Origin of the sequence: Paenibacillus sp. BK720 (genome assembly GCF_011761545.1) — a bacterium.
Taxonomy (GTDB): Bacteria; Bacillota; Bacilli; order Paenibacillales; family Paenibacillaceae; genus Pristimantibacillus.
Genome location: NZ_JAASRQ010000005.1, coordinates 330,846 through 356,597 on the forward strand (window position 1 = coordinate 330,846; position 25,752 = coordinate 356,597).

25 protein-coding genes and 1 other annotated feature are annotated in these 25,752 nt (G+C 53.1%); of the genes, 16 read left to right on the top strand and 9 right to left on the bottom strand.

Annotated elements, in window-relative coordinates:
• The first annotated feature begins 2 nt into the window (after positions 1 to 2).
• The 10 genes from FHT67_RS20480 (at position 3) to thrC (ending at position 10,409) form a co-directional block, all read left to right on the top strand.
• Positions 3 to 1,172 (top strand): aminotransferase class I/II-fold pyridoxal phosphate-dependent enzyme, encoded by a 1,170-nt coding sequence (locus FHT67_RS20480; protein WP_167201090.1) that lies wholly within the window; start codon positions 3 to 5, stop codon positions 1,170 to 1,172.
• A gap of 802 nt (positions 1,173 to 1,974) precedes the next feature.
• Complete coding sequence (locus tag FHT67_RS20485; RefSeq protein WP_167201092.1) at positions 1,975 to 2,865, top strand: DUF72 domain-containing protein; 891 nt, start codon at positions 1,975 to 1,977, stop codon at positions 2,863 to 2,865.
• 41 nt (positions 2,866 to 2,906) lie between these two features.
• Positions 2,907 to 3,536, top strand: coding sequence for a DUF2306 domain-containing protein (locus FHT67_RS20490; RefSeq protein WP_167201094.1), 630 nt, complete (start codon positions 2,907 to 2,909; stop codon positions 3,534 to 3,536).
• Positions 3,537 to 3,625: 89 nt separating this feature from the next.
• Entirely contained in the window at positions 3,626 to 4,168 is a 543-nt protein-coding gene (locus FHT67_RS20495) for an RNA polymerase sigma factor (protein ID WP_132310874.1), read from the top strand.
• Positions 4,161 to 5,255 (top strand): hypothetical protein, encoded by a 1,095-nt coding sequence (locus FHT67_RS20500; RefSeq protein ID WP_167201096.1) that lies wholly within the window; start codon positions 4,161 to 4,163, stop codon positions 5,253 to 5,255. Before FHT67_RS20495 ends, FHT67_RS20500 begins: the two co-directional genes overlap by 8 nt.
• A 24-nt stretch (positions 5,256 to 5,279) precedes the next feature.
• Positions 5,280 to 6,362 (top strand): PQQ-dependent sugar dehydrogenase, encoded by a 1,083-nt coding sequence (locus FHT67_RS20505; RefSeq protein WP_167201098.1) that lies wholly within the window; start codon positions 5,280 to 5,282, stop codon positions 6,360 to 6,362.
• A gap of 108 nt (positions 6,363 to 6,470) precedes the next feature.
• Complete coding sequence (locus FHT67_RS20510) at positions 6,471 to 6,905, top strand: SRPBCC family protein (protein ID WP_132310868.1); 435 nt, start codon at positions 6,471 to 6,473, stop codon at positions 6,903 to 6,905.
• Complete coding sequence (locus FHT67_RS20515; protein ID WP_132310866.1) at positions 6,889 to 7,281, top strand: ArsR/SmtB family transcription factor; 393 nt, start codon at positions 6,889 to 6,891, stop codon at positions 7,279 to 7,281. The genes FHT67_RS20510 and FHT67_RS20515 overlap by 17 nt, the downstream gene beginning before the upstream one ends.
• 563 nt (positions 7,282 to 7,844) lie before the next feature.
• Positions 7,845 to 8,897, top strand: coding sequence for an undecaprenyldiphospho-muramoylpentapeptide beta-N-acetylglucosaminyltransferase (locus FHT67_RS20520; RefSeq protein ID WP_132310965.1), 1,053 nt, complete (start codon positions 7,845 to 7,847; stop codon positions 8,895 to 8,897).
• A gap of 111 nt (positions 8,898 to 9,008) precedes the next feature.
• Positions 9,009 to 10,409 (top strand): threonine synthase, encoded by a 1,401-nt coding sequence (gene thrC, locus FHT67_RS20525; RefSeq protein ID WP_167201100.1) that lies wholly within the window; start codon positions 9,009 to 9,011, stop codon positions 10,407 to 10,409.
• Positions 10,410 to 10,543: 134 nt separating this feature from the next.
• Here the strand turns inward: thrC and FHT67_RS20530 are convergent, their stop codons facing one another.
• On the bottom strand, positions 10,544 to 11,053 hold the full coding sequence (locus tag FHT67_RS20530) for a methylated-DNA--[protein]-cysteine S-methyltransferase (protein ID WP_132310862.1): 510 nt from the start codon (positions 11,051 to 11,053) through the stop codon (positions 10,544 to 10,546).
• Positions 11,050 to 11,619, bottom strand: a complete 570-nt coding sequence (locus tag FHT67_RS20535; protein ID WP_167201102.1) for a bifunctional transcriptional activator/DNA repair enzyme AdaA — start codon at positions 11,617 to 11,619, stop codon at positions 11,050 to 11,052. Before FHT67_RS20535 ends, FHT67_RS20530 begins: the two co-directional genes overlap by 4 nt.
• A gap of 157 nt (positions 11,620 to 11,776) precedes the next feature.
• Between FHT67_RS20535 and FHT67_RS20540 the strand changes: the two genes are divergently transcribed.
• Both FHT67_RS20540 and FHT67_RS20545 read left to right on the top strand, forming a co-directional pair.
• The gene (locus tag FHT67_RS20540) at positions 11,777 to 12,685 is read left to right on the top strand and encodes a DNA-3-methyladenine glycosylase family protein (RefSeq protein ID WP_167201104.1); all 909 of its coding nucleotides are present in this window, start codon (positions 11,777 to 11,779) and stop codon (positions 12,683 to 12,685) included.
• An 18-nt stretch (positions 12,686 to 12,703) separates the two neighbouring features.
• Positions 12,704 to 13,450, top strand: coding sequence for an SDR family NAD(P)-dependent oxidoreductase (locus FHT67_RS20545; RefSeq protein WP_132310856.1), 747 nt, complete (start codon positions 12,704 to 12,706; stop codon positions 13,448 to 13,450).
• 84 nt (positions 13,451 to 13,534) lie between these two features.
• Here the strand turns inward: FHT67_RS20545 and FHT67_RS20550 are convergent, their stop codons facing one another.
• The gene (locus tag FHT67_RS20550; protein WP_167201106.1) at positions 13,535 to 14,542 is read right to left on the bottom strand and encodes an LLM class flavin-dependent oxidoreductase; all 1,008 of its coding nucleotides are present in this window, start codon (positions 14,540 to 14,542) and stop codon (positions 13,535 to 13,537) included.
• A 183-nt stretch (positions 14,543 to 14,725) separates the two neighbouring features.
• Between FHT67_RS20550 and FHT67_RS20555 the strand changes: the two genes are divergently transcribed.
• Positions 14,726 to 15,004: a hypothetical protein gene (locus FHT67_RS20555; RefSeq protein WP_041613660.1), complete on the top strand. Its 279-nt coding sequence runs from the start codon at positions 14,726 to 14,728 to the stop codon at positions 15,002 to 15,004.
• A gap of 101 nt (positions 15,005 to 15,105) precedes the next feature.
• Here the strand turns inward: FHT67_RS20555 and FHT67_RS20560 are convergent, their stop codons facing one another.
• The 4 genes from FHT67_RS20560 to FHT67_RS20575 all read right to left on the bottom strand — a co-directional run bounded on the left by FHT67_RS20560 (position 15,106) and on the right by FHT67_RS20575 (position 20,091).
• On the bottom strand, positions 15,106 to 16,512 hold the full coding sequence (locus tag FHT67_RS20560; RefSeq protein WP_208403399.1) for a hypothetical protein: 1,407 nt from the start codon (positions 16,510 to 16,512) through the stop codon (positions 15,106 to 15,108).
• Positions 16,513 to 16,733: 221 nt separating this feature from the next.
• The gene (argS, locus tag FHT67_RS20565; RefSeq protein WP_167201110.1) at positions 16,734 to 18,422 is read right to left on the bottom strand and encodes an arginine--tRNA ligase; all 1,689 of its coding nucleotides are present in this window, start codon (positions 18,420 to 18,422) and stop codon (positions 16,734 to 16,736) included.
• Between the two features lie 54 nt (positions 18,423 to 18,476).
• Positions 18,477 to 18,723, bottom strand: a binding site (T-box leader).
• Positions 18,724 to 18,762: 39 nt separating this feature from the next.
• Positions 18,763 to 19,086, bottom strand: a complete 324-nt coding sequence (locus tag FHT67_RS20570; protein ID WP_167201112.1) for a thioredoxin family protein — start codon at positions 19,084 to 19,086, stop codon at positions 18,763 to 18,765.
• Positions 19,087 to 19,137: 51 nt separating this feature from the next.
• Positions 19,138 to 20,091: an L-lactate dehydrogenase gene (locus FHT67_RS20575; protein WP_132310846.1), complete on the bottom strand. Its 954-nt coding sequence runs from the start codon at positions 20,089 to 20,091 to the stop codon at positions 19,138 to 19,140.
• Between the two features lie 556 nt (positions 20,092 to 20,647).
• Between FHT67_RS20575 and FHT67_RS20580 the strand changes: the two genes are divergently transcribed.
• From FHT67_RS20580 to FHT67_RS20590, 3 genes are all read left to right on the top strand, one after another.
• Positions 20,648 to 21,601 (top strand): ABC transporter permease, encoded by a 954-nt coding sequence (locus FHT67_RS20580; RefSeq protein WP_132310844.1) that lies wholly within the window; start codon positions 20,648 to 20,650, stop codon positions 21,599 to 21,601.
• Between the two features lie 101 nt (positions 21,602 to 21,702).
• A complete protein-coding gene (locus tag FHT67_RS20585; protein ID WP_132310842.1) occupies positions 21,703 to 22,617 on the top strand; it encodes a carbohydrate ABC transporter permease in 915 nt (304 codons plus the stop codon).
• 65 nt (positions 22,618 to 22,682) lie between these two features.
• Positions 22,683 to 24,383, top strand: coding sequence for an extracellular solute-binding protein (locus tag FHT67_RS20590; RefSeq protein ID WP_132310840.1), 1,701 nt, complete (start codon positions 22,683 to 22,685; stop codon positions 24,381 to 24,383).
• Positions 24,384 to 24,471: 88 nt separating this feature from the next.
• Here the strand turns inward: FHT67_RS20590 and FHT67_RS20595 are convergent, their stop codons facing one another.
• Together FHT67_RS20595 and FHT67_RS20600 are read right to left on the bottom strand one after the other, a co-directional pair.
• Positions 24,472 to 25,209 (bottom strand): DUF4247 domain-containing protein, encoded by a 738-nt coding sequence (locus FHT67_RS20595; RefSeq protein ID WP_167201114.1) that lies wholly within the window; start codon positions 25,207 to 25,209, stop codon positions 24,472 to 24,474.
• 36 nt (positions 25,210 to 25,245) lie between these two features.
• Positions 25,246 to 25,752, bottom strand: a complete 507-nt coding sequence (locus FHT67_RS20600; RefSeq protein ID WP_167201116.1) for a DUF4178 domain-containing protein — start codon at positions 25,750 to 25,752, stop codon at positions 25,246 to 25,248.

Here is a 25,752-nt window from a genome sequence, read left to right on the forward strand (position 1 = left end):
CCATGTTGACGACGAGCACATGGGTGACGCCGCTAGTCCGCGATTTGCCGCCATCGGGCATTCGCAAGTTTTTTAACGCGGCTGAGGGAAACAAGGAAATCATATCGCTAGGGGTCGGGGAACCCGACTTCGCAACGCCTAAGGCGGCCAGAGAGGCCTGCATCCGGGCGCTCGAGCGGGGCAGGACGATGTATACGCCTAACGAAGGTCTTATGGAGCTTCGCGAGGAAATTGCGGCGTATCTGGACAAAAGCTTTGGAGTCGGCTACGAGCCTGCCACGGAAGTGCTGGTTACGGTAGGCGGCAGCGAAGCGATTGACCTCGCGATGCGGGCGCTACTTGAGGCCGGCGATGAAATGATTATTCCGGTTCCCGGTTACATTGCTTACGCGCCGATCTGCAAGCTGAACGGAGGGGTGCCGGTTGAGCTGGAAATGACGGCGGCCCAGTCGTTCAAGCTGACGGCAGATGCGCTCAGGCAGGCGATAACCCCCCGTTCCAAGGTGCTCTTCGTCAACTTTCCAAGCAATCCGACCGGGGCGGTCATGACCTACGAGGACTGGCTGCCGATTACCAAGCTTGTGGAAGAGCATAACCTTATCGTATTGTCCGACGAGATCTATGCGGAGCTGACTTACGAAGGCAAGCATATCAGCTTCGCCTCCCTGCCGGGAATGAAGGAGCGGACGGTGGTCATCAGCGGTTTTTCCAAGGCTTTTGCGATGACGGGCATGCGGGTTGGCTACGCATGCGGCGGTCAGGAGCTGATTGCGGCGATGACCAAGATCCATCAGTATACCGCCCTCTGCGCGCCGATTGTTGGCCAAGTGGCTGCGATCGAATGCCTGCGCAGCTGCATGGAGGATAAAGACGAGATGGTCGAGGCGTTTAATCAGCGGCGGCGGATGTTCGTCAAAGGCTTAAGCGAGCTAGGCCTCGCTTGCCGGGATCCGCAAGGAGCGTTTTACGCTTTCCCATCCATCGCTGCGACCGGTCTCAGCTCGGAGCAGTTCGCTACGCGGCTGCTGCAGGAAGCTAAGGTGGCGGCTGTGCCCGGCTCCGTATTCGGCCGGGGCGGCGAGGGCTTTATCCGCTGCTCGTATGCGTCTTCGACTTCGAATCTATCGGAGGCTCTGGAGCGTATCGGCCGCTGGATGCGGACAGCAATGTAGAGTGTGAGCTTTAGACTGTCTCTCGAGCGGCAGGCTGGCAATATGCCAGCCTGCCGCTTTTCGTGGCTGCTAGGGTGATAAGGATATTGCGCATTTGTCAGATACGGTGCTCTGGAGGACTACGTGCTGCATGGCATGGAATGCAGACCAGTGTAAGCTCTGAGTGCCGTATACTGCCCCGAATGCAGCATATGCGCCTGATATGGCGCTACAGTACGAATTATGTTGCATGGAATGCAGTATATTCGTCTCTAGTGACTTCATTTAGCCGTTGCGACCCGGGATATCCTGCACTTCGTGCAGGATATCCCGGGTCGTTGGGCGAAAACGAGGCAATAAACTGCAAAACGTGCAATGGGGAATTGGCGGCCGGTGTACAGGAAGCCTCCCGGCACCCTAGCATACAGGTATTCCAACAATCAATGCAGCTGCATGGAATGCAGCATATGCGCCCGATATAGCGCTCCGGTGCACCGTATGATGCCCAGAATGCAGTATATTCATCTCTTGTGGGTTCATTTACGCCTTTGCGGGCGGCATATCCTGCACATCGTGCAGGATATGCCAGGCCGTCGGGCCAACATGCAGCAATATACGGCAAATCGTACAATAGAGGCTTGACCGCCGATGAGCAGGCACTATCTATACACACTAGTAAACAGGTTATTCCGGTTAATCAGTCCTCTCCGACTAGTTCGCCGGAATAGCCTCTTTTTGCGTCTACAGCAGCCGTTATTTGCAGAATACGGAGCAGGTATGATAGGTTGGAGAAACATAGTTTAGTTGGAGAGTTGGTGATTGTATGCCTATCCATATCGGGCTAGCCGGCTGGGGAGACCAGGACGCGTTGTACGGCACAAGCGTCAAAGCAAAGGACCGGCTGAAGGAATACGCGAAGCATTTCCCGCTGGTCGAGGTGGACAGCAGCTTTTACGCGATTCAGCCTCCGGAGAGGTTCGCCAAGTGGACGGAGGAGACGCCGGAGTCTCTTCATTTTATCGTGAAAGCTTATCAGGGGATGACCGGACATCAGCGTGGTCCGGCGGCAGCGGCTGCCGCGAATGATCCCGACAGCACGTTCGCGGCCTTTCGCGAATCGATTAGGCCGGTGATGGAAGCGGGGCGCCTCAGAGCGGCTCTGTTTCAATACCCCCCGTGGTTCGATTGTACCCGGGACAACGTGGGTATCCTGCGGGAAACGAAGCGCCGGATGGAAGGAATCCCCGTCGCCCTCGAGTTCCGTCATCAAAGCTGGTTCACCGAGGAATACCGGGAGCGTACGCTGGATTTCATGCGCCGGGAGGGCTGGATGCATAGCGTATGCGACGAGCCGCAGGCGGGTCTAGGATCGATACCGACCGTGCTTGAAGCAACGGATGCCGCGATGACGGTTGTCCGGTTCCACGGCCGTAACGCCAGCGGCTGGAACCAGGGCGGGGCGCCGAACTGGCGGGATGTCCGCTATTTGTACCGTTACAATTCGGACGAGCTGCGGCAATGGGCGGAATACCTTCGGCAGCTGCAAGAGCAAAGCGAGCATATTTGCGTGATTTTTAACAATAACTCCGGCGGAGATGCGGCGGATAACGCGAAGCAGATGATGGCGCTGCTCGGACAATTAAGGCCGGACGGCCGGGACCCGCTGGAGCCGCGCGAGGAACCGCCGCAATACGAGCAGCTGGATCTTTTTTAACCACTCTGGCTAGGAAGAGAAAGCATGAAAGAGGAAGTCCCTTGAAAAATCGAAAAATGCTGTATATCCTTACGATTGCCGTGTCTATGGGGTTTATCGGATATACGACCTACGCGAATTTCATTTACGACCCCGAAGCGAGCCGCTTCCTGCGTCATAAGACCGGCTTGAAGCATGTGTCGCTGTGGCTGACCATTATGGATGTGCATATTGTGGCGGCTTGCGCGGCCATGATTGCCGGACTTATTAACTTTTCCGGACGGATCAGAAAGCGCAGCGCCAAGCTGCATCGAGTGCTCGGCTATATTTACGTGCTGGCGGTGGCAGTCGTTGATCTGACCTCCGGTTACATGGCTCCATCCTCTACGGGCGGAAGAGTGAACAGCATTGCGTTTAATTTTATCAATATGATCTGGCTTGTTATCACGGTGATTGCCGTTGTGCAAATCCGAAAAGGAAAGGTCGCGGAGCACCGCAAATGGATGATTCGAAGCTATGTTTTCGTATTCACCAATTTGTTCACCCACCTGATTACGGCGGCTTTGCACAATGGGGCCGGAATGGATTATACGTTAAGTTATACGATCGCCATTTACAGCACGATTGTGCTGCTGCTTTTGCTCGCGGAGCTTGTGATCAGGCAGACAAAAATAGACCCGGAAAGGCCTTGAAGCTGGCTGGACCGGGTCTGTTTGTTTTTTTGGCGCGGAATGAAACTAATCCTCTGCTTGCATTGTCTAATGGGTGAGAGGTGAAAAATGTGGAAAATAGCTATTGGCGTTATGTAGAGCGCATGGATGCCTCCGGACTAAGAGAGCTGATGGACGCGTACGGCCAGGATGTATGGAATCTGGCTTTTGTCATCACGCGAAGGCATGATCTGGCGGACGACGTCGCCCAGGACGTGTTTCTGAAGGTCTATCAGACAATCGGCTCGTTCCGCGGAGCCTCCTCCATCCGGACTTGGCTGCTCGCGATGACAAGGAATACGGCTATTAATTATAAAAGAACGGCGTTTATGCGCCGGGTGCTGCTTGTCGGGAGAAGCGCTGCCCATGACGGGGAAAGTCCGTCCGCGGAGCAGGAGGCTATGAAGCTGGCGCTCACGTCCGAGCTGTGGAATGCCGTCCTGAAGCTGCCCGTTAAGCTGCGGGAGGTGCTTGTCCTCCATGCGAAATACGAGCTTACGACAAAGGAAATCGCCGATGCGCTTGGGCTGCCGGAGGGGACGGTCAAAACCAGGCTGTCGCGGGCGCGCAAGCGAATGAACGGCAGCTGGAAGGGGAGTGCGGCGTATGAATGAGAAGCAGCCGGAATGGTATCGTGAATTGCAGAGGGGACCGCATGTCCAGCCGAATTTTACGAGAGAGAAGAAGGAAGCAATCGTGCACCAGACGGAAACGCTTGGTCATGGGGAGAAGAGGAGAAGCCGCTGGATGATTCGATTCTCTTGGGCGGCCTTGTTTTTTATCGTTGTAGCCGTGATTGTTGCAGTTGCGTTCCGGGAGAACGTTGGAGCGCCCGGAGGCGGCGGGGGGAAGGGGGCGGTGGCATCGCCTGAGGCTTCGCCAAGTGCTACTCCAATTCCAAAGGGGCAATTTTTCGTTATCCCGTCCAGGCAGGACGGTTATTTGAAGGATGCTCTCCCGTTCTCGACCGAAGAGGTTAAAAAAATTTGGGTGAAGGAAACGCAGGTTCCGCAAGACCGTATGTATGTTATCCTGCAAAATCTGAACATGCTTGAGATGACGAAGGCAGGTACGGATGATAAGCCGTTAAGCACGGAGAGCTTGATCCGTTTCGAAACGGCGGATTCCGTGTACAGAATCCCGTATGACGTGGACACAAACGAGTATCATTTAGGAGGCCGCGGTTATTATGCGGACGATCAAGTGATGCTGCTGATGCATGGCATTCTTCAGCCGGATTCGAAGCTGGCGCAGCTTGACCGGATGTTCGAGCAGGCCCGGCTCGAGATGGAGACCCGCGAAGGCGGGATCGACGAAAGCTTCTCTTATGACGGGAAAAGGCTGACGGTAGCCGGCAAATCCTATAACGAATGGGAGCAGCTGCTGTTGCTTAGAAGCAGCGTTCAGCCAATTCTTCTCGGACATTATTACGATGATGCCCTTCAGGCCGTTGGCAATGTAACCGAATATAGCGACGGTGTTATGCAGCTGAATCGGAGCATCGTGTTTACGGACGGCAATTATGCCACACCGGACGGTCTGGCCGTTGGCATGTCGAAGGAAGAGGTTGTGCAGAAGCTTGGCAAGCCGAATTTGCAGCTGGATTCCAAGTGGAGCTACAAAATTGGCGACTATTTGAAATTCCATCTTTATTTTGACCACAATAAGATTAGATGCATCGTGCTCAGTCAGCCTCTGTAGCTTATGGGATGAGGAGAGATGGGGATGAAGAAAAGGATTTTAACAGCCGTTGTTATTACGGTGGCAGCGCTTTTGGCGGCCTCCTGCGAAGGCGGCAAATCATCGGTAAAAACAGGCGGCACGCAGGTGTCGGGGGAGCAGGCTCCCTATAAGGTTATGGCCGAGAAGCTGCAAGCACCTTGGGTGATCGCATTTGACGGCAATGTGATCTATATCAGCGAGAGGGATGGCAATGTCGTGCGGGTTGCCGAGGGCAAGTCGACTAGAATGCCGGTTCAATTCAATAAAAACGTGCATGCTCAAGGAGAAGGCGGATTTCTCGGCTTTGTGCTTGCTCCGGATTTTCGGACGTCGAAGGAGGCTTTTGCCTATCATACGTATGAGGAGAACGGACAGATTCTAAATCGTGTCATTGTGCTGAAGCTGGAGGAGAATGCCTGGGTAGAGTCCAAGGCTTTGCTCGAAGGCATTCCGGGATCGTTTAATCATGACGGCGGCCGGATGGCGATTGGGCCGGACGGATTGCTGTACGTGACGACCGGAGACGCCGGTCGGGAGGAGCTGGCGCAGGATAAGAACAGTCTGGCCGGCAAAATCCTCCGGATGAAGCTGGACGGCACGATCCCGCCGGGGAATCCTTTTCCCGATTCCTATGTGTATTCTTACGGGCACCGGAATCCGCAAGGGCTTGCCTGGAGCAGCTCGGGCATGCTGTTTGTCGCGGAGCACGGGCCTTCGGGCAATCCCGGCGGGCATGACGAGATTAACAGTATCGTACCCGGCGGCAATTACGGTTGGCCGGTTGTCATTGGGGGGCAGCACCGGGAGGGCATGATTGATCCCATCTACCATACGGGCGAGGATACGATTGCTCCTTCTGGCATAGCGATGGAAGCAGGCAATAATCTGCTGGTGGCCACCCTTCGGGGGGAGAAGCTTCTAAGGTACAACACGCTGACGAAAAAGATGTCCACCGTGCTTGAGAACGAAGGCAGGCTGCGGGACGTGCGCGTTCATAACGGCGATATCTACGTCATAACGAATAATACGGATGGAAGAGGGACACCATCTGATAAGGATGACCGGTTGCTGCTATTGGCGAAATAAGGATGTTGACAGGAAACCATTTGGTTTCCTATAATAAAAAGCGAAACCAAATGGTTTCCTAATTGGTGATAAAAATATGCTTGTTAGAAAATAACGGAGGTATGGATCATGAGTAACGGAGTGAACACATTGCCCGACGTACGTCAGTCGGTTCAAGTCAATGCGCCTATTGAAAAGGTTTGGAATGCGGTATCCACAAGAGAAGGAGTCTCCGCCTGGTTTATGGCTCCAAGCGAAAGCTTTAAGCCGGAGGTTGGCTGCGAGTTCCATTTGGAAGCCGGCCAGTTCGGCCAATCCCCTTGCAAAGTAACGGAGGTCGACCCTCCGAACCGTTTGACCTTCAACTGGGGCAAGGACTGGACGCTGACCTTTGAACTGAAGGAGCTGGAAGCCGGGAAGACGGAATTTACGCTGATCCACGGCGGCTGGGACGCGGACAAGGTTACCGAGTTCAACCAACCTCATACGCAAGTACGCGAGCATATGGCCGGCGGTTGGGTTGGCATCGTGAAGAAGTTTGCAAGCTATGTCGAAGGACAATAATCTTGCTTCCGAGCCCAAACATGACGTCTTCCAGGCGATCGCCGATCCGACTCGCCGAAGTCTGCTGCAGTTGTTAGTCGATCAGGAAATGCCGGTCAACGTCATCAGCGCTCATTATTCCATGAGCCGGACAGCCGTATCGAAGCACCTGCGCGTGCTGGCGGAAGCAGGGCTTGTGAAGGAGCGCAAAGTCGGGCGCGAGACGCGTTACCGGCTGGAGCCGGAGCCTCTGCTCGAGCTGAAACGCTGGCTCAGCTACTACGAGCGGTTTTGGGAGAACAAGCTGCAAGCGCTCAAGCGCTTCGTCGAAGAAGATATGCCGGCCGGTCAGCCGTCAGGTCCGCTTAAGGCGATTGAAGGCAAACCCGAGAATTAGATGGTTGAAGCCGCGCCCAGTCCGAGCTTATGCTCGGACTGGGCGCGGCTTTTGTTCGTTGCGGCTTCGTTGGCCGGCCTCACCGCTAAGCTACCCTCTTATTATTTATCCGCCTATATCATCCTTCGGCGCTCGGAGCCAAACCGTTACTGTCTCTGTAAACTCCAAATGCTGAGGAAGGCTGACAGCCGGGATCCTGCGCGCTCCTCAAGTCTGCCGTCCTGTGGAAAGTTTTCGCTTGATACTGGAAATCAACAAGCCTGCTGGCTTACAATAGACGGGATAAGTGAGCGGCTTAAGGTGGTTAGGCCGGTCGGGTGATAATTCTTAGGATTATGCTTGCGAAGAAGAATCATCACAATCGACCATAGGAGGTCGATTGGGTGATAATTCTTTTTAGGGTTATGCTTTCGAAGCAAGAATCATCACGACTGGCCTTTATATGAACCAGTCCGGGTGATAATTCTTAAGATTATGCTTTCGAGGCAAGAATCATCACAATCGACCATAGGAGGTCGTTTGGGTGATAATTCTTTTTAGGAGTGAGCGTTTTGCGTAAAATCATGTTTACAGGCGGTGGATCGGCAGGGCACGTGACGGTAAACCTGGCGTTGATCCCCCATTTTATACAAGAAGGCTGGTCGGTGGACTACATAGGCTCGGAGGCGGGTATTGAGAGACAGCTGATCGAGCCTCTTCAGCATGTCCGCTATCACGGCATCGCAACGGGCAAGCTGCGCCGTTATCTGGACTGGCAGAACGTCAAGGACCCGTTCAAGGTCATCAAAGGCGCCTTCCAGGCTTACCGCATTATCAAGAAGCAGAAGCCTGACGTGCTGTTCTCGAAGGGCGGCTTCGTATCCGTTCCGGTCGTGATTGGCGCGCGGCTGAACAAGGTGCCGGTGCTCATTCACGAATCGGACTTGACGCCGGGGCTGGCGAACAAGATCGCGATTCCTTTCGCGGCCGGGGTCTGCACGACCTTCCCGGAGACGCAGCAGCATTTGCCGGCCGGCAAATCGCATTACGTGGGAGCGGTCATCCGCGACCAGCTCAAAGCTGGCGACGCCGCGCGCGGCCGCAAGTTCGCGGGCTTTATCTCGAGCAAGCCGGTGCTGCTTATCATGGGCGGCAGCCTTGGCGCCCGCAAGATTAACCAGGCTGTACGCGCATCGCTTGGCAAGCTGACGGAAAAGTTCCAGATCATTCACCTGTGCGGCAAAGGTCAGGTAGAGGCCTCCCTGCAGTCTCCTCAGTACAAACAGTTCGAGTACGTAAACGAGGAGCTGCCGGATCTTCTGGCGATGTCGGATGCCATCATTTCGCGCGCCGGCTCGAACTCGATTTTCGAGTTCCTGTACCTGCGCAAGCCGATGCTGCTTATTCCCCTGACGAAGGAAGCGAGCCGCGGCGACCAGATTCTTAACGCGCGTTCGTTCCAGTCGGCAGGCTTCTGCGAGGTGCTTTACGAGGAGGACATGACGCCGGAGACGCTCCTGAGCCACGTTACCGACCTCTATGCAAACCGGGATAAATACATCGACAACATGGAGAAAAACGATCGCAAGGACGCTTTGTCCCAGCTGATCGGCCTGATCAAGAAGACGGCGAAATAAACGCTCTTATCCCTCGAATGACCGCTATTAACCAGCAAGATTGTCTTGTGGTAACGGCGGTCTTTTTCTATAATAGGGGGAAGGTTAGGCAATAGTAGGAGGGAATTACAGATGGAATATATCAGTACTCGCGGAAATGTAGGCAAAATCGGTTTTGTCGACGCTTTCCTCATGGGTCTTGCGGACGACGGCGGCCTTCTTGTGCCTTACGAAATTCCGGTTGTTTCCGCGGCTAAACTGAAAGAATGGCAGGAGCTCAGCTATCAGGAGCTGGTGCTTGAAATTTTCTCGCTTTATACGAATGATGAAATTCCTTATGAAGATCTGAAGAAAATGGTATACGACGGCTATGCGACGTTCCGCCATCCGGAAGTGACGCCGGTTCATAAGCTGAAGGATGACCTTTATTTGCTGGAATTGTTCCATGGTCCTACTTTTGCATTCAAGGACATTGCGCTCCAGTTCATGGGCCAATTATATACGTATGTATCCCGCAAGCAGAACAAGAAGATTCACATTCTCGGCGCTACCTCCGGCGACACCGGCGCTTCGGCGATCGAAGGCGTCAAGGGCAAGGAAGGCATCAAGATCTGCATCCTGCATCCGAACGGCAAAGTAAGCAAAGTGCAGGAGCTGCAGATGACGACGGTTCAAGAGGACAACGTTCTGAACCTGTCCGTGGAAGGCAACTTCGACGACTGCCAGCGCATTATTAAGGACCTGTTCGCGGATCTCGAGTTCAAAGCGGCTAACCATCTGTGCGCGATTAACTCGATCAACTTCGTGCGCATTATGGCGCAAACGGTCTATTACTTCTATTCGTACTTCCAAGTGGCGAAGCAAACAGGCAAATCCGATGCAAAAGTAAACTTCAGCGTGCCGACAGGCAACTTCGGCGATATTTTTGCGGGTTACCTGGCGAAGCGTATGGGTCTGCCGGTTGACAAGCTTATTCTGGCGACGAACGAAAACAACATTCTGGAGCGCTTCATCAAAGAAGGCGTGTACAAGCCGGGCGATTTCCGCACGACTTACAGCCCTTCGATGGACATTCAAGTGGCAAGCAACTTCGAGCGTTACCTTTACTATGTCCTGGACGAAAATCCGGAGCAAATCCGTGCCATTATGGACGGCTTTAAGTCCGAAGGGCAAATCGTCGTATCCGGCGACGCGCTCCGCAAGGTGCAGGATGAGTTCGCCGCGCATGGCGTGCAGGGCAAGGAATGCCTGGATACGATCGCAGCGTACAACAAAGAAACCGGCTATCTGCTGGATCCTCATTCCGCATGCGGCGTAGCGGCATCGGATCAGCATGCGGCAGCTGGCGCGGTAACGATCTCGCTGGCGACGGCGCATCCCGCGAAATTCAACGAAGCGATTGAGCTTGTTGGCATTGAGCAGGAGTTCCCTTCGCCAATTCAGGCGCTCTTTAACAAGCCGCAGCGTCAAACGCTGGTGGACGGCACGCAGGAAGCGGTCGTTGAAGAAATCGTGAAATTCTACAACGCGTAATCGACGCGAAAAAAAGAGGCTGCTTCGAACAATCCGAATTAAACATTCGGTTTGCTCGGAGCAGCCTTTTTTGCCATATAAGAAAGTAGAAGTTTTACTCATTGCGTCGGAGTATTTATGTTTTGCGCTCTCGATTAGACCCGTTGCTGCTCCAATTCCAATAGCGCGGTCTTCATCGGAAGGCCTCCTCGGTAACCGGTCATGGAGCCCGTCTTGCCAACTATCCGGTGGCAGGGCAGGACGATCAGGAGCGGATTGGCGCCAACGGCGGCTCCTACCGCCCGGGCGGCCTGCGGACGTCCGATGGTCTCGGCGAGATCGGAATAAGCAGCCGTGCTGCCATATTGCACCGCGCTCATGGCCTGCCACACTCTTTGCTGGAAATCAGTGCCTACCAGATCAAGCGGCAGCGTAAAAACGTCGAGACTCCCTTGAAAATATTTCGTAAACTCATGCGTATAACGCTCCATCTCCGCGTCATGCCGGACCAGCTCGTAGCCGGGCAGGCGAGCTTCGGCCCATTCGGCCAGCTCCTCGAAGGGAGCGCCTTGCGAGCCGACATAACAAAGGCCGTTATCGGTCGCGGCCAAATGCAGGTTCCAGTCGTCATGCTGAAGCAGGGTCCAATATATATTTTTGCTCATGGCTTGTGATTCGCTCCTCGGTATTGGGTTGGGGTAAGTCCGGTAACGTTCTGAAATCTCGTTGTGAAATGGGCGGCATTCGCATACCCGACCTGACCCGCAATATCGGTTACGGGCAGCGGGGTTGCGGCTAGCAGCTTCATCGCTTCCCGGATACGGAATTGCTGAATATAAGCTGCGGGCGTTAAGCCCGTAAGTCTTTTGAATGTCCGCTGCAAATGATAAGGGCTTAGATGCAGCGCGTCCGCGAGATGCGACAAGGTAAGCGGCTCCCGGTAATGCGCCTCGATATAAGCGCGGGCCTGCGCTTCCCATTCCTCGTCCGGCAGCTGAGGCTGGATCGGCTTGCATCGTTTGCAGGGGCGGAATCGTTCGGATAAGGCGTCCCTCGGCGTCTGGAATATTCTGACGTGCGAGCGGTTCGGTGGCTTCGACTTGCAGGACGGCCGGCAAAAAATTCCCGTCGTTGTCACTCCATAATACCATTGCCCATCGCAAGAGCCGTCATTCGACACAACCGCTAGCCATTTGTCCTCCGGGATGCCGGTCGCTTCCGTATTTCCCATTTTCGCTCACCTCCAGGTTTAGTATACCTTGATTGGACATCAAATCGTAAGCGGCGGCGAATGAAAGCGCAAGATTACGAAAGCGGCGGAGCGATTTGGTGTGGTTCAATGAATGGAGTAGAATGTAAGTAGTATAGAGGAAAAGGGAAGGATGCTCATGACGGAGTCAGCGAGGCTGCATATCGAAGTGCCGGAGCCTTTCAGCTATAAGGAGACGGTCAATTATTTGCGGAGATCGGCTAACGAGCCGCTTTATCAGGTGGAGGGCGATGCCGTTTACCGGCTTATTCCGTTTGGGAGCGGGGAAGAGCCCGCGGCCGTCGAAATCCGGCAGTCCGGCAACGGCGGGCTGCTCGTGCGGGTCATTGGCGAGGAACGGGTTAACGGGGAACGGCAGCGGGGGATCGAAGCCTTTATCCGGGAGTGGTTTGATTTCGATACGGATCTGCTGCCTTTTTACGAAATGGCGGAGAAGGATCCGCTGCTGGTTCATGCGATTGGACGTTTTCGCGGCTTACGAAGCGTGGGGATCTCGGATTTGTTCGAGGCGTTATGCTGGGGGATTATCGGGCAGCAGATCAATCTGGCTTTTGCCTATACGCTCAAGCGGCGCTTCGTGGAGGCTTACGGGCAAAGCGCGGAGCGAGAGGGCAGAACGTTCTGGCAGTTCCCGGTTCCCGGGACAATCGCGGCGTTAAAGCCGGAGGATTTGACGTCCATACAGATGACGAGCAAAAAATCCGAGTATCTCATCGGCGTAGCGAAGCTTATGGCAGAGGGCTCTTTGAGCAAGCAAAGCTTGCTTGCTCTCGGAGATTTTGCGGCAATCGAGAAGCAGCTGACGGGGATCCGCGGCATCGGACCGTGGACGGCTAATTATGTGCTCATGCGCTGTCTGCGCTTGCCGGATGCTTTTCCGATTGCGGATGTGGGATTGCATAATTCGATAAAAGCGTTGACCGGCAGCGACGCGAAGCCTACGATCGGCGAGATCAGGCGGATGGCGGAGGGCTGGAAGGGCTGGGAATCCTACGCGACCTTTTATTTATGGCGGATACTGTATTAAGAAAGGAGTCGAATTGGGATGAAGTTTGAAGGAAAAGTCGTTGTTATAACGGGAGCGGGCAAAGGGATCGGCGCAGCGCTGGCCGTTGCTTACGCAGTGGAAGGAGCCCGGATTGCGGCCGTTGACCGTGACGGAGAGCTCGTGAAGCATACGGTGGACCGTATTGTCGAAGCAGGCGGCCATGCGATTGGATTAACGGTGGATATTAGCCGTCCGGAGGAGATCGAAGCCGCATTCGCTGCGATTGACGAGCAGTATGGACGAATCGACGTGATGATCAACAATGCGGGCTTAGGGAAGTGGAAATCGCTTTACGACCTGAGCCTGGACGAGTGGGATTACGTGCTGAACACGAACCTGCGGGGAACTTTTCTCTGCGCAAAGGAAGCGGGCAGACGGATGCGAGAGAGCGGCGGAGGCTCGATTGTAAATCTGTCTTCCACGCGGGCATTGATGTCCGAGCCGAATTCGGAGGCGTATGCGGCTTCCAAAGGCGGCATCGTCGCGTTGACGCATGCGCTGGCCGTTTCGCTGGGACCCGATCATGTGCGGGTAAACGCGATCAGCCCCGGTTGGATCGAGAACGGCGATTACGAGGCGCTGCGACGGAAGGATCATTCGCAGCATCCGGCAGGACGAGTGGGCAGGCCCGATGATATCGTCCGTGCTTGCTTCTATTTGACCAATCCCGAGAATGATTTCGTAACCGGAATCAACCTCGTCGTCGACGGCGGCATGACGCGGAAAATGATCTACGAGGAGTAGATCAGCTGATTTTGAAGCAAAGAGGCGAATTGAGCGCATTACGCTGGATGGAATCCAACGAAGCCTCAATTCGCCTTACGCGATTTATCCCTGCAGCCCAAAAGCCTCGGCAATCAAACGGTACGACTTCACGCGGGCTTCGAAGTTGTGGACCGAGCTCATGACAAGCACTTCGTCGGCTTGGTATTGCTCGGCCATCTTCAGGATGCCGGCTCGTACCTGTTCCGGCGTGCCTATAATCCGGCGCTCGCGAGCCCGGTTAATCCGGTACAGGTCGGACTCCGTGTATGGATAATCATAAGCCGTCTTTACGGAAGGGAAGCTAAGCTGGTCTACGCCGTTCTCCAGCAGCAGGAAGAAAAGATCCGTGCTGAGAGCAAGCTCGTTAGCTTCTTCCTCCGTATCCGCGCAAATGGCAAGCACGGCGATCATGGAATGCGGCTTGTCGTACAGAACGGACGGTTCGAAGTTTTCATGGTAATGCTGCATCGCGGTCTCGCCGCCCGGCGTACCGAAAAACTGCGCAAAAGCGTAGTTCGTTCCAAGCTGCGCGGCAATCCGCGCGCTCTCGTAGCTGGAGCCAAGCAGCCAGACCTCGGGTACCTGCTCGATTGGGGGAGCGGCATGCAGTCCGGCAAAAGGATGGCCTTCCGGCATTTTTCCGCGGAGGTAACCGATTAAATCGATAATTTGCTGTGGATACTTGTTAATATCCACAAATTTGTTTTCCTGCAGCGCGCGGGTCGCCGTAGGCATGCCGCCAGGGGCACGGCCGAGACCAACATCGATTCGGCCAGGATGAAGAGCTTCGAGCAGCTTGAAGTTCTCCGCAACCTTGTAGGAGCTGTAATGCGGCAGCATGATGCCGCCGGAGCCTACGCGGATGCGTGAGGTAGCCGCGGCCAGATGGGCGATCAGAATTTCCGGGCTGGAGAAGGACAGCATTTTACCGGCATGATGCTCGGAGATCCAATAGCGGCCGTATCCTTGTCTTTCCGCTTCCTGTGCCAGACGTGTCGTGTCCGCCAGTGTGGCGGCGGCATTTTGCCCCTCGTTAATATGCGACTGGTCGAGAATACCCAGCTTGATCATCAGTGCGGTGCACCTCCTGTGCATGTAAGTATGTGCAACCTTGATTATACCCTAATTCACGAACTGTTACAAAAAATTGTACAGTAGGCGTGGAGCCGCATCCCATGGCGCAAATATTGACTTCAGGCGCTATAAAGGGTATTATTACACAAGCTTGAATACGAATAGGTAAGGGTGAAGATCTTGAATTCGAAACTTCAAATTAAGAGCGTAACCTTAGCGGACAAAGACTTGAAATCCGGTTTATTCCAGTACATTATGACGCTTGCCGACGGCTCCAGAGCAAGACTTTTCTACAGCAACAAACCAGAGTGGCATCTGACAGGCGTAACGCGTCTGCTTAACGTTCCATGCCCGCTGTGCATGAAAGACTACTACTGCGGCTGCTTTGAGAAAAATGCAGAGCTGTTCGACCGTCAAGTGAATGAGCATGATTTTATTCCTGCTTCCATGAGAGCTTAAGCTTTTTAAACATGATGAAACGGCTTCTGCCAGGCGTGAACCAATGTCCGCGAGGACAACGATTCATGCCGGCAGAAGCCGTTTGTCGTTTTCAATCTCTACTATTCCCGCATTCCGCCTTCCACGATGTTGAAGTAATAGTTTACATCGTCCTCGCACGCGGACATTTTATCCAAGGACTGCGGCGCGCATACGATCAGGCGGGTTGCCGTGATCGGTAGCTGCTCATCTCCAATGGGGTAGACGCCTTTTTCATCCACGCCGAAGTTGGACTCATTCTTCATCGCGTAACTCCCGTGTAACGGATCCAGCTCAAGCATTACGTAACGGTGTTCGCCGCCTGCAGGCTTTAGCTTCAACAATTCAAGCTGCTGAACTCTATTGACGAAGTCATCTGCCGGGAAGGCTCCCGAATATTGCAGCTTTTCATTCGTTAAGCTGCGTTTGAGCGTGACGGATTGCTCCGAGGCGTGGTAGACAGCGTTAATGCGGTTGTAGCGGCCATTGGCATCGGGATCAAAGAGTTGAAATTCGAGTTCGATCACCTCTCCATTCTGGGCAAGCACGGTTTCAAAGCCCTCAACTCTGGCCTGATTGCTCACCGGTGCCCGGGCCATCACCATCTTCCATACGCCATCGAATCCAAGCTGTTCGATCGATACATTACCCCATGCGCTTTGTTTGGGAATGGAATCCAAATGGCTCAGAACAGGAGGAACAACCAGTTGCAAAACATACATGGCTAGACCAAGCAGGGCCGCCTTATCTTTGATCGAGAGATTGGGCCTTGGCTTCCGGAAAAATAACAGGTATATGACAAAGCCCAGCGGCAGGCGCAACCCGTTTAAGGAAAACGTGAACCCGCCGAGCAGCATATGGCCGATAAGCTTCCAGCCCAGGTTTTTCTCCGGTTCCGAGCGTTTGCGGTAAAGCATAATCAGACAGGCAATAACGAGGAGAGGGAAAAGGGCAGACAGCCAAATAGTAACATTCGATTGGTTTAGCTTTGCATACCCGTATAAATAAAAACCCGAGAAGCGGACATGAGCTCCTTGAGCGAATTTTGAGAGCTCCGTTTCAGGAATATCAACGGATATAGCATTTCCCGGACCTTCGCCGCCTCCGTAAGTTCCTCCGAGCAGGTCTTTCCCGGTTGTATCGGTAATTTGCCACTCTGGTCCGTTTGAATTGATAAAGCTGTCATTTGTAATATGCGAGATATTCAACAGCTGCCCGGAACTCCGGTTCGGATGGGGAACGACATTAAGCTGGATGTAAAAATGCTTTTGGCTTTTTCCAACCTTCTCCAAAATAATGTCCGAATCAAATTTTCTCTCAACGACAAGATTAAGCTTGGTTTCGCCAACCTCCTTCGGAATCCATTCCGGCTTCAGGAAAAACTCCACCGCTACGCCTTCCTTCACAAGGGATAGGCTGTATCCTTCCTGATTAATAATTCGCTGATAAACCGCAGAGCTGCGGTTATGGTAAAGCTGAATTAGCCGCACCGCGGTAAAAAGAATAATTACGACAAGAACACCTGCTGCTATTTTCCAAGCTATCCTCCAATTCAGTTTGCGTACACCCCGCTTTCGATCTGTCCCATGACCCAATGCATAAACTTATAACTATATACTTTGGAAAAACAAGGAAGGTTGCGCTGGTACAGCAAGTTATAATCCAAACGGAAGGGGCAGGTCCGCAATAGGCGGCTGCCCCTTTTTCGCTCTTACATTTCCTTCAGCGCTTTGACTCCCAGCAGCTTCAGACCGTCCTCGAGAGTTTCGGCCGTCTGGCGAACAAGCGCCAGCTTTGCCGCCTGCTCGGCAGTATTGCCGGTAATGATCTTCTCATGGTGATAGAACCGGTTAAACGTCTGGGCCAGCTCGATCAGATAACGGGCGGCAACGGAAGGCTCATATCGCTGCGCGGCTTGCGCGAGCGCTTCGGGATAGCGCATCAAAGCCTTGACCAGCTGCCAGGATTGGTCGCTTTCGGTATAGCGGTAATCGGCAGCACCGGCGTTGTCGCCAGATTCTGCTGGAGCTCCGCTGCCCGCTTTGCGCAGGAGGCTTTGCGTTCTTGCGTAAGTGTACTGCACGTAAGGCCCCGTCTCGCCTTCGAAGTTCACGACGTCCTCTAGCGAGAAGTTTACTTCATGAAGCCGCGAGTGGAGCAGATCGCCAAAAATGACGGCGCCAACGCCAACGGCTTCCGCAACCTCGGCTTTGCCCGCAAGCGAAGGGTTCTTTTCCTCGATAATGCGCAGAGCATGAGCGGCCGCTTCATCCAGAACATTCTCCAGGAAGACGACCTTGCCTCTGCGGGTAGACATTTTTTGTCCGTCCATCAGCATGAGGCCAAACGGGATATGCTTGCATTCCGTCGCCCAATCGAAGCCCATGCGCTCAAGCACCAGGAATAGTTGGCGGAAATGCAAGGATTGCTCCGCGCCAACCACGTACAGCAGCTCATCGCCTTGCATCTGATCGTGCCGGTAGATCGCTGTGGCGAGATCGCGGGTGGCATAGATGGAGGAGCCGTCGGATTTTTTGATGATGCAAGGCGGTAGTCCTTCTTCATCCAGCCGTACGACTAACGCGCCGTCGCTCTCTTCGAGCAAGCCTTGACGGGTCAGTTGATCGACTACCGCATCCATTTTATCGTTATAGAAGCTTTCGCCAAGGTAATGGTCAAAGGAAACGCCAAGGCGGTCGTACAGCTTGTTGAAGGCGGCCAGACTGTCCTCGATAAACATATTCCAATAGCGGTGGGCTTCGGAATCGCCAGCCTCCAGCTTAACGAACCATTCCCGCGCTTCCGGCTCCAGCTCCGGCTGGAGCTTCGCTTCCTCGTGGAAACGGACATAGAGCTCAAGGTAGGCTTTAATCGGATCCGACGCTCTGTCGGTGTGGTCTCCCCATTTCAGATAAGCCGTAATCATTTTGCCGAATTGAGTGCCCCAGTCGCCCAGATGATTAACGTTAACCGTATCGTAGCCAACCTTGCGGAGCAGGTTGTAAAGCGCGTTGCCGATCATCGTCGAGCGCAAATGCCCGATGCCGAACGGCTTGGCGATATTGGGGGAGGACATGTCGATAATGACGCGCTTGCCTCCGCCAATCTCCGGTATTTGCGCTCCGCCATCCTGCACGAATTGCCCGGTCACAGCCGCGCGGTTGAATTTGAAGTTAAGGTAGGGGCCTGCAGCGGATATTGTCCACCGGCTGCTCTCGGGCAGGGAGGCCGCCAATTGTCCGGCGATATGCGCCGGGCTTTGTTTTTTAGACAAGGCAAAGCAGGGGAAAGCGACGTCTCCAAGCTGCTCGTTAGGCGGGAACTCCAGAAGCTCGGCAACTTGCCGGCTGGATAAGGAACAGTGCTCCGCCAGACTGGCGGCGATCATTTCTTTTAGCATTAGGGTGAACCTCCTGAATAATTGGCCTAAATAAAAACATAAAACCCCCGTCTCGTAAGAGACGGGGGTTAATCCCGCGGTGCCACTCTTGTTGCTTTATGGCAGGGCGAAAAGATTCATATACGCGCTGCCGTAAGCATCTCGACGTTGTAACGGTTCTGAACCGGGCAGGCCTACTGAAAGCGGTTCGGCCAGCCATCTCCCGGGTCCTCTTCGCAAAATGCGCCATCGCCGGCTTTCACCAACCCGGCTCGCTGCTCATGGTCATCCTCTTTGCTACTGTCCCGTTCCTCGATGTTATATAACGACCATCATACTTGATGTTATCTGAATAATCAATCTATTGTTTCGTTCTTTGGCTAAGAATTTGAATAAACGACTGGCAGGCTACAAAAGTCCGCATCACCGTAATCGGCTCGCCATCCTTATACAAGGCCATGGCAGGAACGGCGCGCAGCTCCAGAGGAGCTGCTGTCTGCGGGAACAGATCGATGTTAACCGAGGCAACGGTCATCTCGCCGCGAAGAGAAGGAATAGCGGCCTCGAGCTGTCCGGCAATCGTATGGCAAGGCGTGCAGAAGGTGCTGCGGTATAGAACAAGCACAGTAGCTCCGCTTGCGATGGCTTCCTGCAGCTGTTGATCAGTGAGCTGGTTCAAAGACATATGGCGGTTATCTCCCGGTTTTTAAGAATAAGAACGATGCCCTCCATTGTATCATCCCAGCTTCAACTGCTCAATTGCTCCGCGAATAATGCGGCATGAAAAATTCATCTGCCGATTTTCCTCCGGCGTCAAATTAAGCTCAACGATTTCTTTGACGCCGCTGCGGGTGATGATGGCCGGAACGCCAGCCGCAATGCCCGTCTGGTTGTATTCCTGCTCGAGGATGGAGGAGACGGCGATGATGCGGTGTTCATCATTCAGGACGGAGCGGGTAATGTAGGCCAGCGCGTTGCCGATGCCGTAGTGGGTGGAGCCCATGCGGGTGTAAATTTCCCAGCCTGCATTCTTGGTCTGCTCGGCAATTTCGTTCAGTTTGAGGTGGCCGAACCGGACCGGATGCTGGGTCAGAATATCCCCAATCGGTTTGCCGCCAATCGTCACATGCGACCATGCCGGGAATTGGGACTCTCCGTGCTCACCCAGCACGTAGCCGTTCACGCTGCGCGGATCGACGGAGAAATGCTCGCAGAGCAGCGTTTTGAGCCGGGCCGAGTCAATGGACGTGCCGGAGCCGATAACCTGGCCGCGGGGCAGTCCCGATAGTTTCCATACGACGTAAGTTACCACGTCAACCGGATTAGCCGCCGCGAGAAAAATACCGTTAAACCCGCTGCCCATGATCCGCGGAACGATATGGCCATAGATGTCGGAGACCGCGCTTAGCATGCCCATCCGGTCCTGGCCCTTTGGCGGATAACCGCCGGCGGACAGAATGACGACGTCCATATCCGAGCAATCCTCGTACGTACCGGTATAGATTTTCGTGCGGGAATGGATAAAATCCATGCCATGCGACATGTCGAGCGCTTGTGCCGCTGCGCGGTCAGGCGTCCGTCCGATCAGCATGATTTCATCGCATATCGACTGATTGATAAGGGAATACGCGCAGCTTGAACCCACGTTGCCAACCCCGACGATTGCTACCTTGCGCGCTTTGCTTCTCATGCCCATCCAGCCCCTTATCCCAAGTGTTGTTACTTCTAGTATATGGGCTTGCATACCAATCATGTGACGGCGAAGTTACGGTCATGTTCGTCTTTCTTCCATAGCGGATAAGCGGACGAACATAGGTTGTGAGCAGGGCTGCTTCCGGACGCAACCATGTCAAAAGTCTTGCCGGGAAAAGCGAAGATTAGCGTTTATGCGACCAAAAACTCCATTTTACTACATAATACGACAAACATATTTAATATATTATATAGATTAAAATAAAATATGAGGAGTAGAAAACGAAAGAGAAATCCCTATTTTGTTCGAAAAACAATCGTTTTTGCTCAATTAACCCCTAATATCGTTCGCAGGTCGCATTGATTGTATATATTAAATATATTATATTATCTTTAGGTGTAACCGCTTTCACCACATGGGCAAGAAGTGGTCGATTCCGAATTGAATCAGCAGGTTGCTTTTAAGCCTAAGCAAATGCTTGCGAAGTATGAATGGTATCACTGGCAGTGCCCGACCGTGGATGTGTTATTCATTATAGGAGGTGGAAGAGACAATGATTGCAAACGAGGCAAAAGTCGAAGTTATGCCGATCCCGAAAAAAAAGAGCCAGACTTGGTCTAGAGTTTGGTATTTCAGGCATGCGTACTTGTTTATGCTTCCAGCCGTTATTTGGTATTTGGTGTTCAGTTATTATCCGATGTACGGCGTTCTGATCGCATTTAAAGATTTCAAGTACAACCTCGGGATAATGGGAAGCCCATGGGAAGGACTGCGGTACTTCAAGCAGTTCTTGAATGATTCCAGCTTTTATTCGGTTCTTAAAAATACGCTCTCGATCAGCGGCCTTAAGCTGCTGTTCGGTTTTCCGGCGCCGCTTGTTCTCGCCTTAATGCTGAATGCCGTAATGCGAAGCAAAATAAAGCGGATCTTCCAAACGATTTCATACCTGCCGCACTTTGTATCCTGGGTCGTTGTCGTAACCCTGATGCAAAAGATACTTTCTCCCAACGTTGGTCTTGTGAACGACATCCGTGAAAAAATGGGACTCGATTCGATCTTTTTTATGGGAATGCCGTCCTTATTCTATCCTCTGGTCATCACTTCCGATATCTGGAAGGGCATTGGCTGGGGATCGATCATTTATTTGGCCGCGCTGACCAACATTGATCCGCACCTGTACGAAGCCGCGGAAATGGACGGGGCGGGCCGATGGAGCAAGCTGTTCAAGATCACGCTGCCAACCTTGGTGCCGACGATCGGCATTCTGCTCATCTTCTCCTTAAGCGGCATTCTGAATGCCGGGTTTGATCAAATATGGCTAATGCAGACGCCTGCTACGTTAAGCGTCTCTGAGATATTGGACACCTACGTGCTCAAGACGGGTATCCAGCAAGGACAATTCGCTTATTCCACGGCGATCGGCCTGTTCAAATCGGCGATCTCGCTTGTCCTCATCATAACGGTTAACAAGATAGCCAAGAAGGTAAGCGACGTGTCTTTATGGTAAGCCATAGGGTGATCATTCATTAGGATTATGCTTTCGAAGTATGAATCATCACGATGGCCTGTATGGCCATTGGGTGATCATTCATTTGAGGAGGTGCGCGAATGGGCACGAGAAGGATGTCCGCAGCCGATAAAATCTATTCGAGCTTGAATTATACCGTATTGACCGTATTTTGCCTGACGGCACTTTACCCCTTTATTTATTTTTTGGCGCTATCGTTCAATGACGGCTATGACGCCATGAAAGGCGGCATTTATTTCTACCCTCGCGTTTTTACGCTCGAGAACTACGCCAAGGCGTTTAATAATCCGCAGGTCTTGAATGCCTTTACGATTTCGGTTTCGCGGACTTTTATCGTTACCCTATGTTCCGTCATGCTGACTTCATTGCTCGCTTACGGGCTTTCGCGGAAAGGTCTGCCCGGAAGGAAATATATCGTCTTTTTCTTCTTCTTTACGACCTTGTTCAGCGGCGGATTGATTCCGACTTTCATTTTGTACCGGCAAATTCACATTATCGATACGTATTGGGTGCTGGTGCTGCCCGTGCTGTATGACTTTTTTAACGCGATTGTGATGAAGACGTTTTTTGACGGGATCCCTCCCAGCTTGTCGGAGTCGGCCCGCATCGACGGGGCAAGCGAACTGCAGGTGTTTGCAAGAATCATTCTCCCGCTATCCATGCCTGTACTCGCAACCATAGCTTTGTTTGTGGGGGTTGGCGTGTGGAACGACTGGTTTACCGGGCAGTTCTTCATCTCGAAAGAAAATCTTCAGCCTGCGGCAACGTTCCTGAACAAAATGATCAGCGAGGCGTCCTTCCAATCCATGACGGGTTCAAGCAGCGGTTCGAATATCCAGAACATGAGTCAGACTCAAATGGAGCTGCGAGGCGTAACGCCGGAAGCGCTCCGGATGACGTTTGTCATCATCATTACCACTCCGATCCTCTGCGTGTATCCGTTCCTTCAAAGATTTTTCGTAAAGGGTGTACTGGTAGGTTCGCTCAAGGAGTAGTCGCGAGGGGTATAAGAGGCATTGCCTTTTATATATACAATTAAAAAATGAGAGGGGCTTGTCAAATGCGTAAAACCAGATTAAAAGGTTCTCTTGGCCTGGCGGCTGCGATCCCGCTTCTGGCATTATCGATGACGGCGTGCAGCGACAATGGAGGGAACAACGAACCAAATGCAACTGCTGGTAACGCAACGAATACGGGACAAAAAGAAGCGGATGCACCCAAGCAGGTCACGTTAACCTTCCTAAGCGCCTGGAATGGCGGCGGAGCAAGCTTTCCGCAGGATCAGGTAAACAATCCGGTAGCCAAAGCGATAAGAGAGAAGACTGGCGTCACGCTCAAGATGGAATCGATCACGACAAGCGAAGTCGAGAAGCTGAATACGATGTTCGCTTCCGGCACGGTTCCGGATATCGTAAACGCTCCGTACTGGTCGACGACCGGCGGCGAAGGGCAGGTTATCAAAAAAGCCGCGCTGGAAGGTCAGCTTCTTGACTTAACGCCTTATCTCGATAAATATCCGAATGTGAAGAGACTGGTCACAACCGGCATTGCCAAGGACTTCGCTGAGTTTGACATGAACAGCCCCGATCTGGAAGGCAAGCAGTACATTATTCCAACGGAAACGCCTGACGGTTCGATCGAAAGCATTCATAACTGGAATTACGGTCTTTATGCCCGCGGCGATATTCTGAAGGCGCTGAATGTAAATCCGGCGGATATTGATACGCAGGAAGAGCTGTACGACTTGCTGGAGAAGATCAAAAACGGCAATTTTAAAGATATTAGCGGCAAGCCGGTTATCCCTGCCGGCACGATGCACAACGGCTGGGATTCCAGCCAATTCACGAAAGGGTGGACGGGTTACAATATTTCGGACTTCCGCGAGGAAGACGGCAAGCTGACCTTCTGGGCTTTATCCAAAGACGAAGAAGACAAAATGCTGTATATGCGCAAATTGATCAAGGACGGATTATTTGATCTTGAAGCGTTCAGCAATACCGACACGACAGCCAAAGAAAAGCTGACTACCGGCAAGCTGGCTGTATTTGGAGCCCAACCTCTGCTCCTCGATCTGCAAAAAACGCTGTATAAGACCAATCCGGAAATGCAATACGAGCTGCTTGGTCCTATGAAGAATAAGAACGGCGAAATCGCGACGCAGGTTGAGAAACCGGGACGTTCCGGATTCCCTGCCATCTTCTTGAGCGCGAAAATCAAAGATCCGGATGCGGCGCTGCGTTATCTTGATTTCGTAAACAGCGACGAAGGCCGCCTGCTCGCTTACTGGGGTATTGAGGGCAAGGATTATACGATGGTGGACGGCAAGCCGCAATGGATTCCGGACGTGAAGAAGCAATTTGACGAGAACCCGGACTTGAAGCGCGACGAAGGACTTAACTTCCTTCCGGGAAGATTCATTGGCGCATTCTCCGATACGGTGACATGGCCGAAAACGGATGATCAAAAAACGCAATGGGATAAGCTGGAGGAAAGCTTCTCGGCGAAAATGCCGATTAAAATCATTGATAAAGTAAGCGCGACCTATCTTGAAAGAGAATGGCCGAAATATCAGCAATATCGCGACAAGGTAGGCGGCTTTGATTTTAACGCGGAATTGCAGAAGGCCTACTTCGCGAAATCGGATGAGGAAGCTTTGAAAATCCTTCATAACGCGCAAGACAAGTTCAAGGATGCCGGCGTCCTGGAAATGACCGAGTTTGTAGGCCAAAAAGCCGCAGAACGGGATGACATTGGTTTCTAAGATAAAAGAGGACTAAAGCAAATCAACCGCCCGAGCAATCGGGCGGTTGATTTGTTTTAGTCTTCAATTAAGCCAAGCATGCGCGTCGTCACCGTCGCCGCGATATACGGCCGGAGCCCATACGGATCTTCGGAGCCGATTTCTTCGGCTTGGTGAAGACCGAGCTCTTCTTCGACGAGCTGGATGACGAGCCGCCGGTAATGACCTTGCCGGTCTTGCCGGTGGAACTGCTGCTGCCGGAGCCGACCGCCGTGGAATCGGCGTTCTTCGAGCGTTTTAAGATGGATCCGGTTCGGTTTACCGTCATTGGCGGTGCTTTTTTCAGATCCTGATCGGTTGGCTTGTGGTAAGTGGTCTGCGGTTTATAGACATCCTTCTGGGTGTAACCGCGGTAATTGCCGTGTCCGTACTTGCCGTTATCGAACAGATCGCTAAGCACGCTGGCAAGCAGGTAACCCTCCAGGAAGCTGCTGCTGTAATTGTTCCGCACATACTCCTTGGAGTCGATCTCGATCAGGGAGTCCGACGGATCGTCGGGAGCCTGCTGGATCTGGATCACCTCGTCGCTGTAGACGAGGAACATCCTCTCGGTACTTTCCGCGGACTGCTGCTCCGGCTTCTTCTTGTCGACAAGCTGCTTGGCGACCTCCGGAACGGTCTGGTCCGCAGCCCGGTAGACGTAAGACGTCTGGCTGCCCGAACCGTTCACCGATTCCAGCGGATACTGCTCCTTTACGGTGTCGGAGATGGCGCAGGCAGCAAGCATGGGAACGATGAGGCTGAGTAATAGAATAATTTTGATGCTATGAAGCCACCACTTCTTCATCCGTGCTCCTCCTAAAAAGAATAGCTTAGCTTCGCCTTATGCGCCCCGGATCACGCGGACATCTGCGGGCAGCACCGATTCGCCTACGTACAGCATGAAGCGTCCGTCAAGCCATTCCACGCGGAGCAGCTTCATATCATCGGACTGATATTGCCACACGTATTGCTCGCCGCCCTGCATAAACGGCGTTTTGCCGCTTGCCGCAATCATTCCCGAGTAGTTTTCTTCCATGTGATAAGCCCGGTCATCCAGCTCCAGGGTAGTCGGCACTTCGTCAAAGGTATCCAGTCGTCCGTCAATTTGCTCATACAGCGCGAAAACCGTTCTTTCGCGTTCCTCAATCGACAGATAGCGGATATCGCTTCCGTCCTGCAGCGTCAGCACGACAGCGTTGCGGCTGCGGTTCCGGCTGCTGCCGGTTACTTGATACGTGACCAGGGAGACTTCGCATACATCGCCGGGTGCGAGAGACAGGATGCTTTTCTCCGCTTTCACCGGCTCAGGCTTTGCCATCATATTTTTAATCCGTTTAAAAATGCTCAT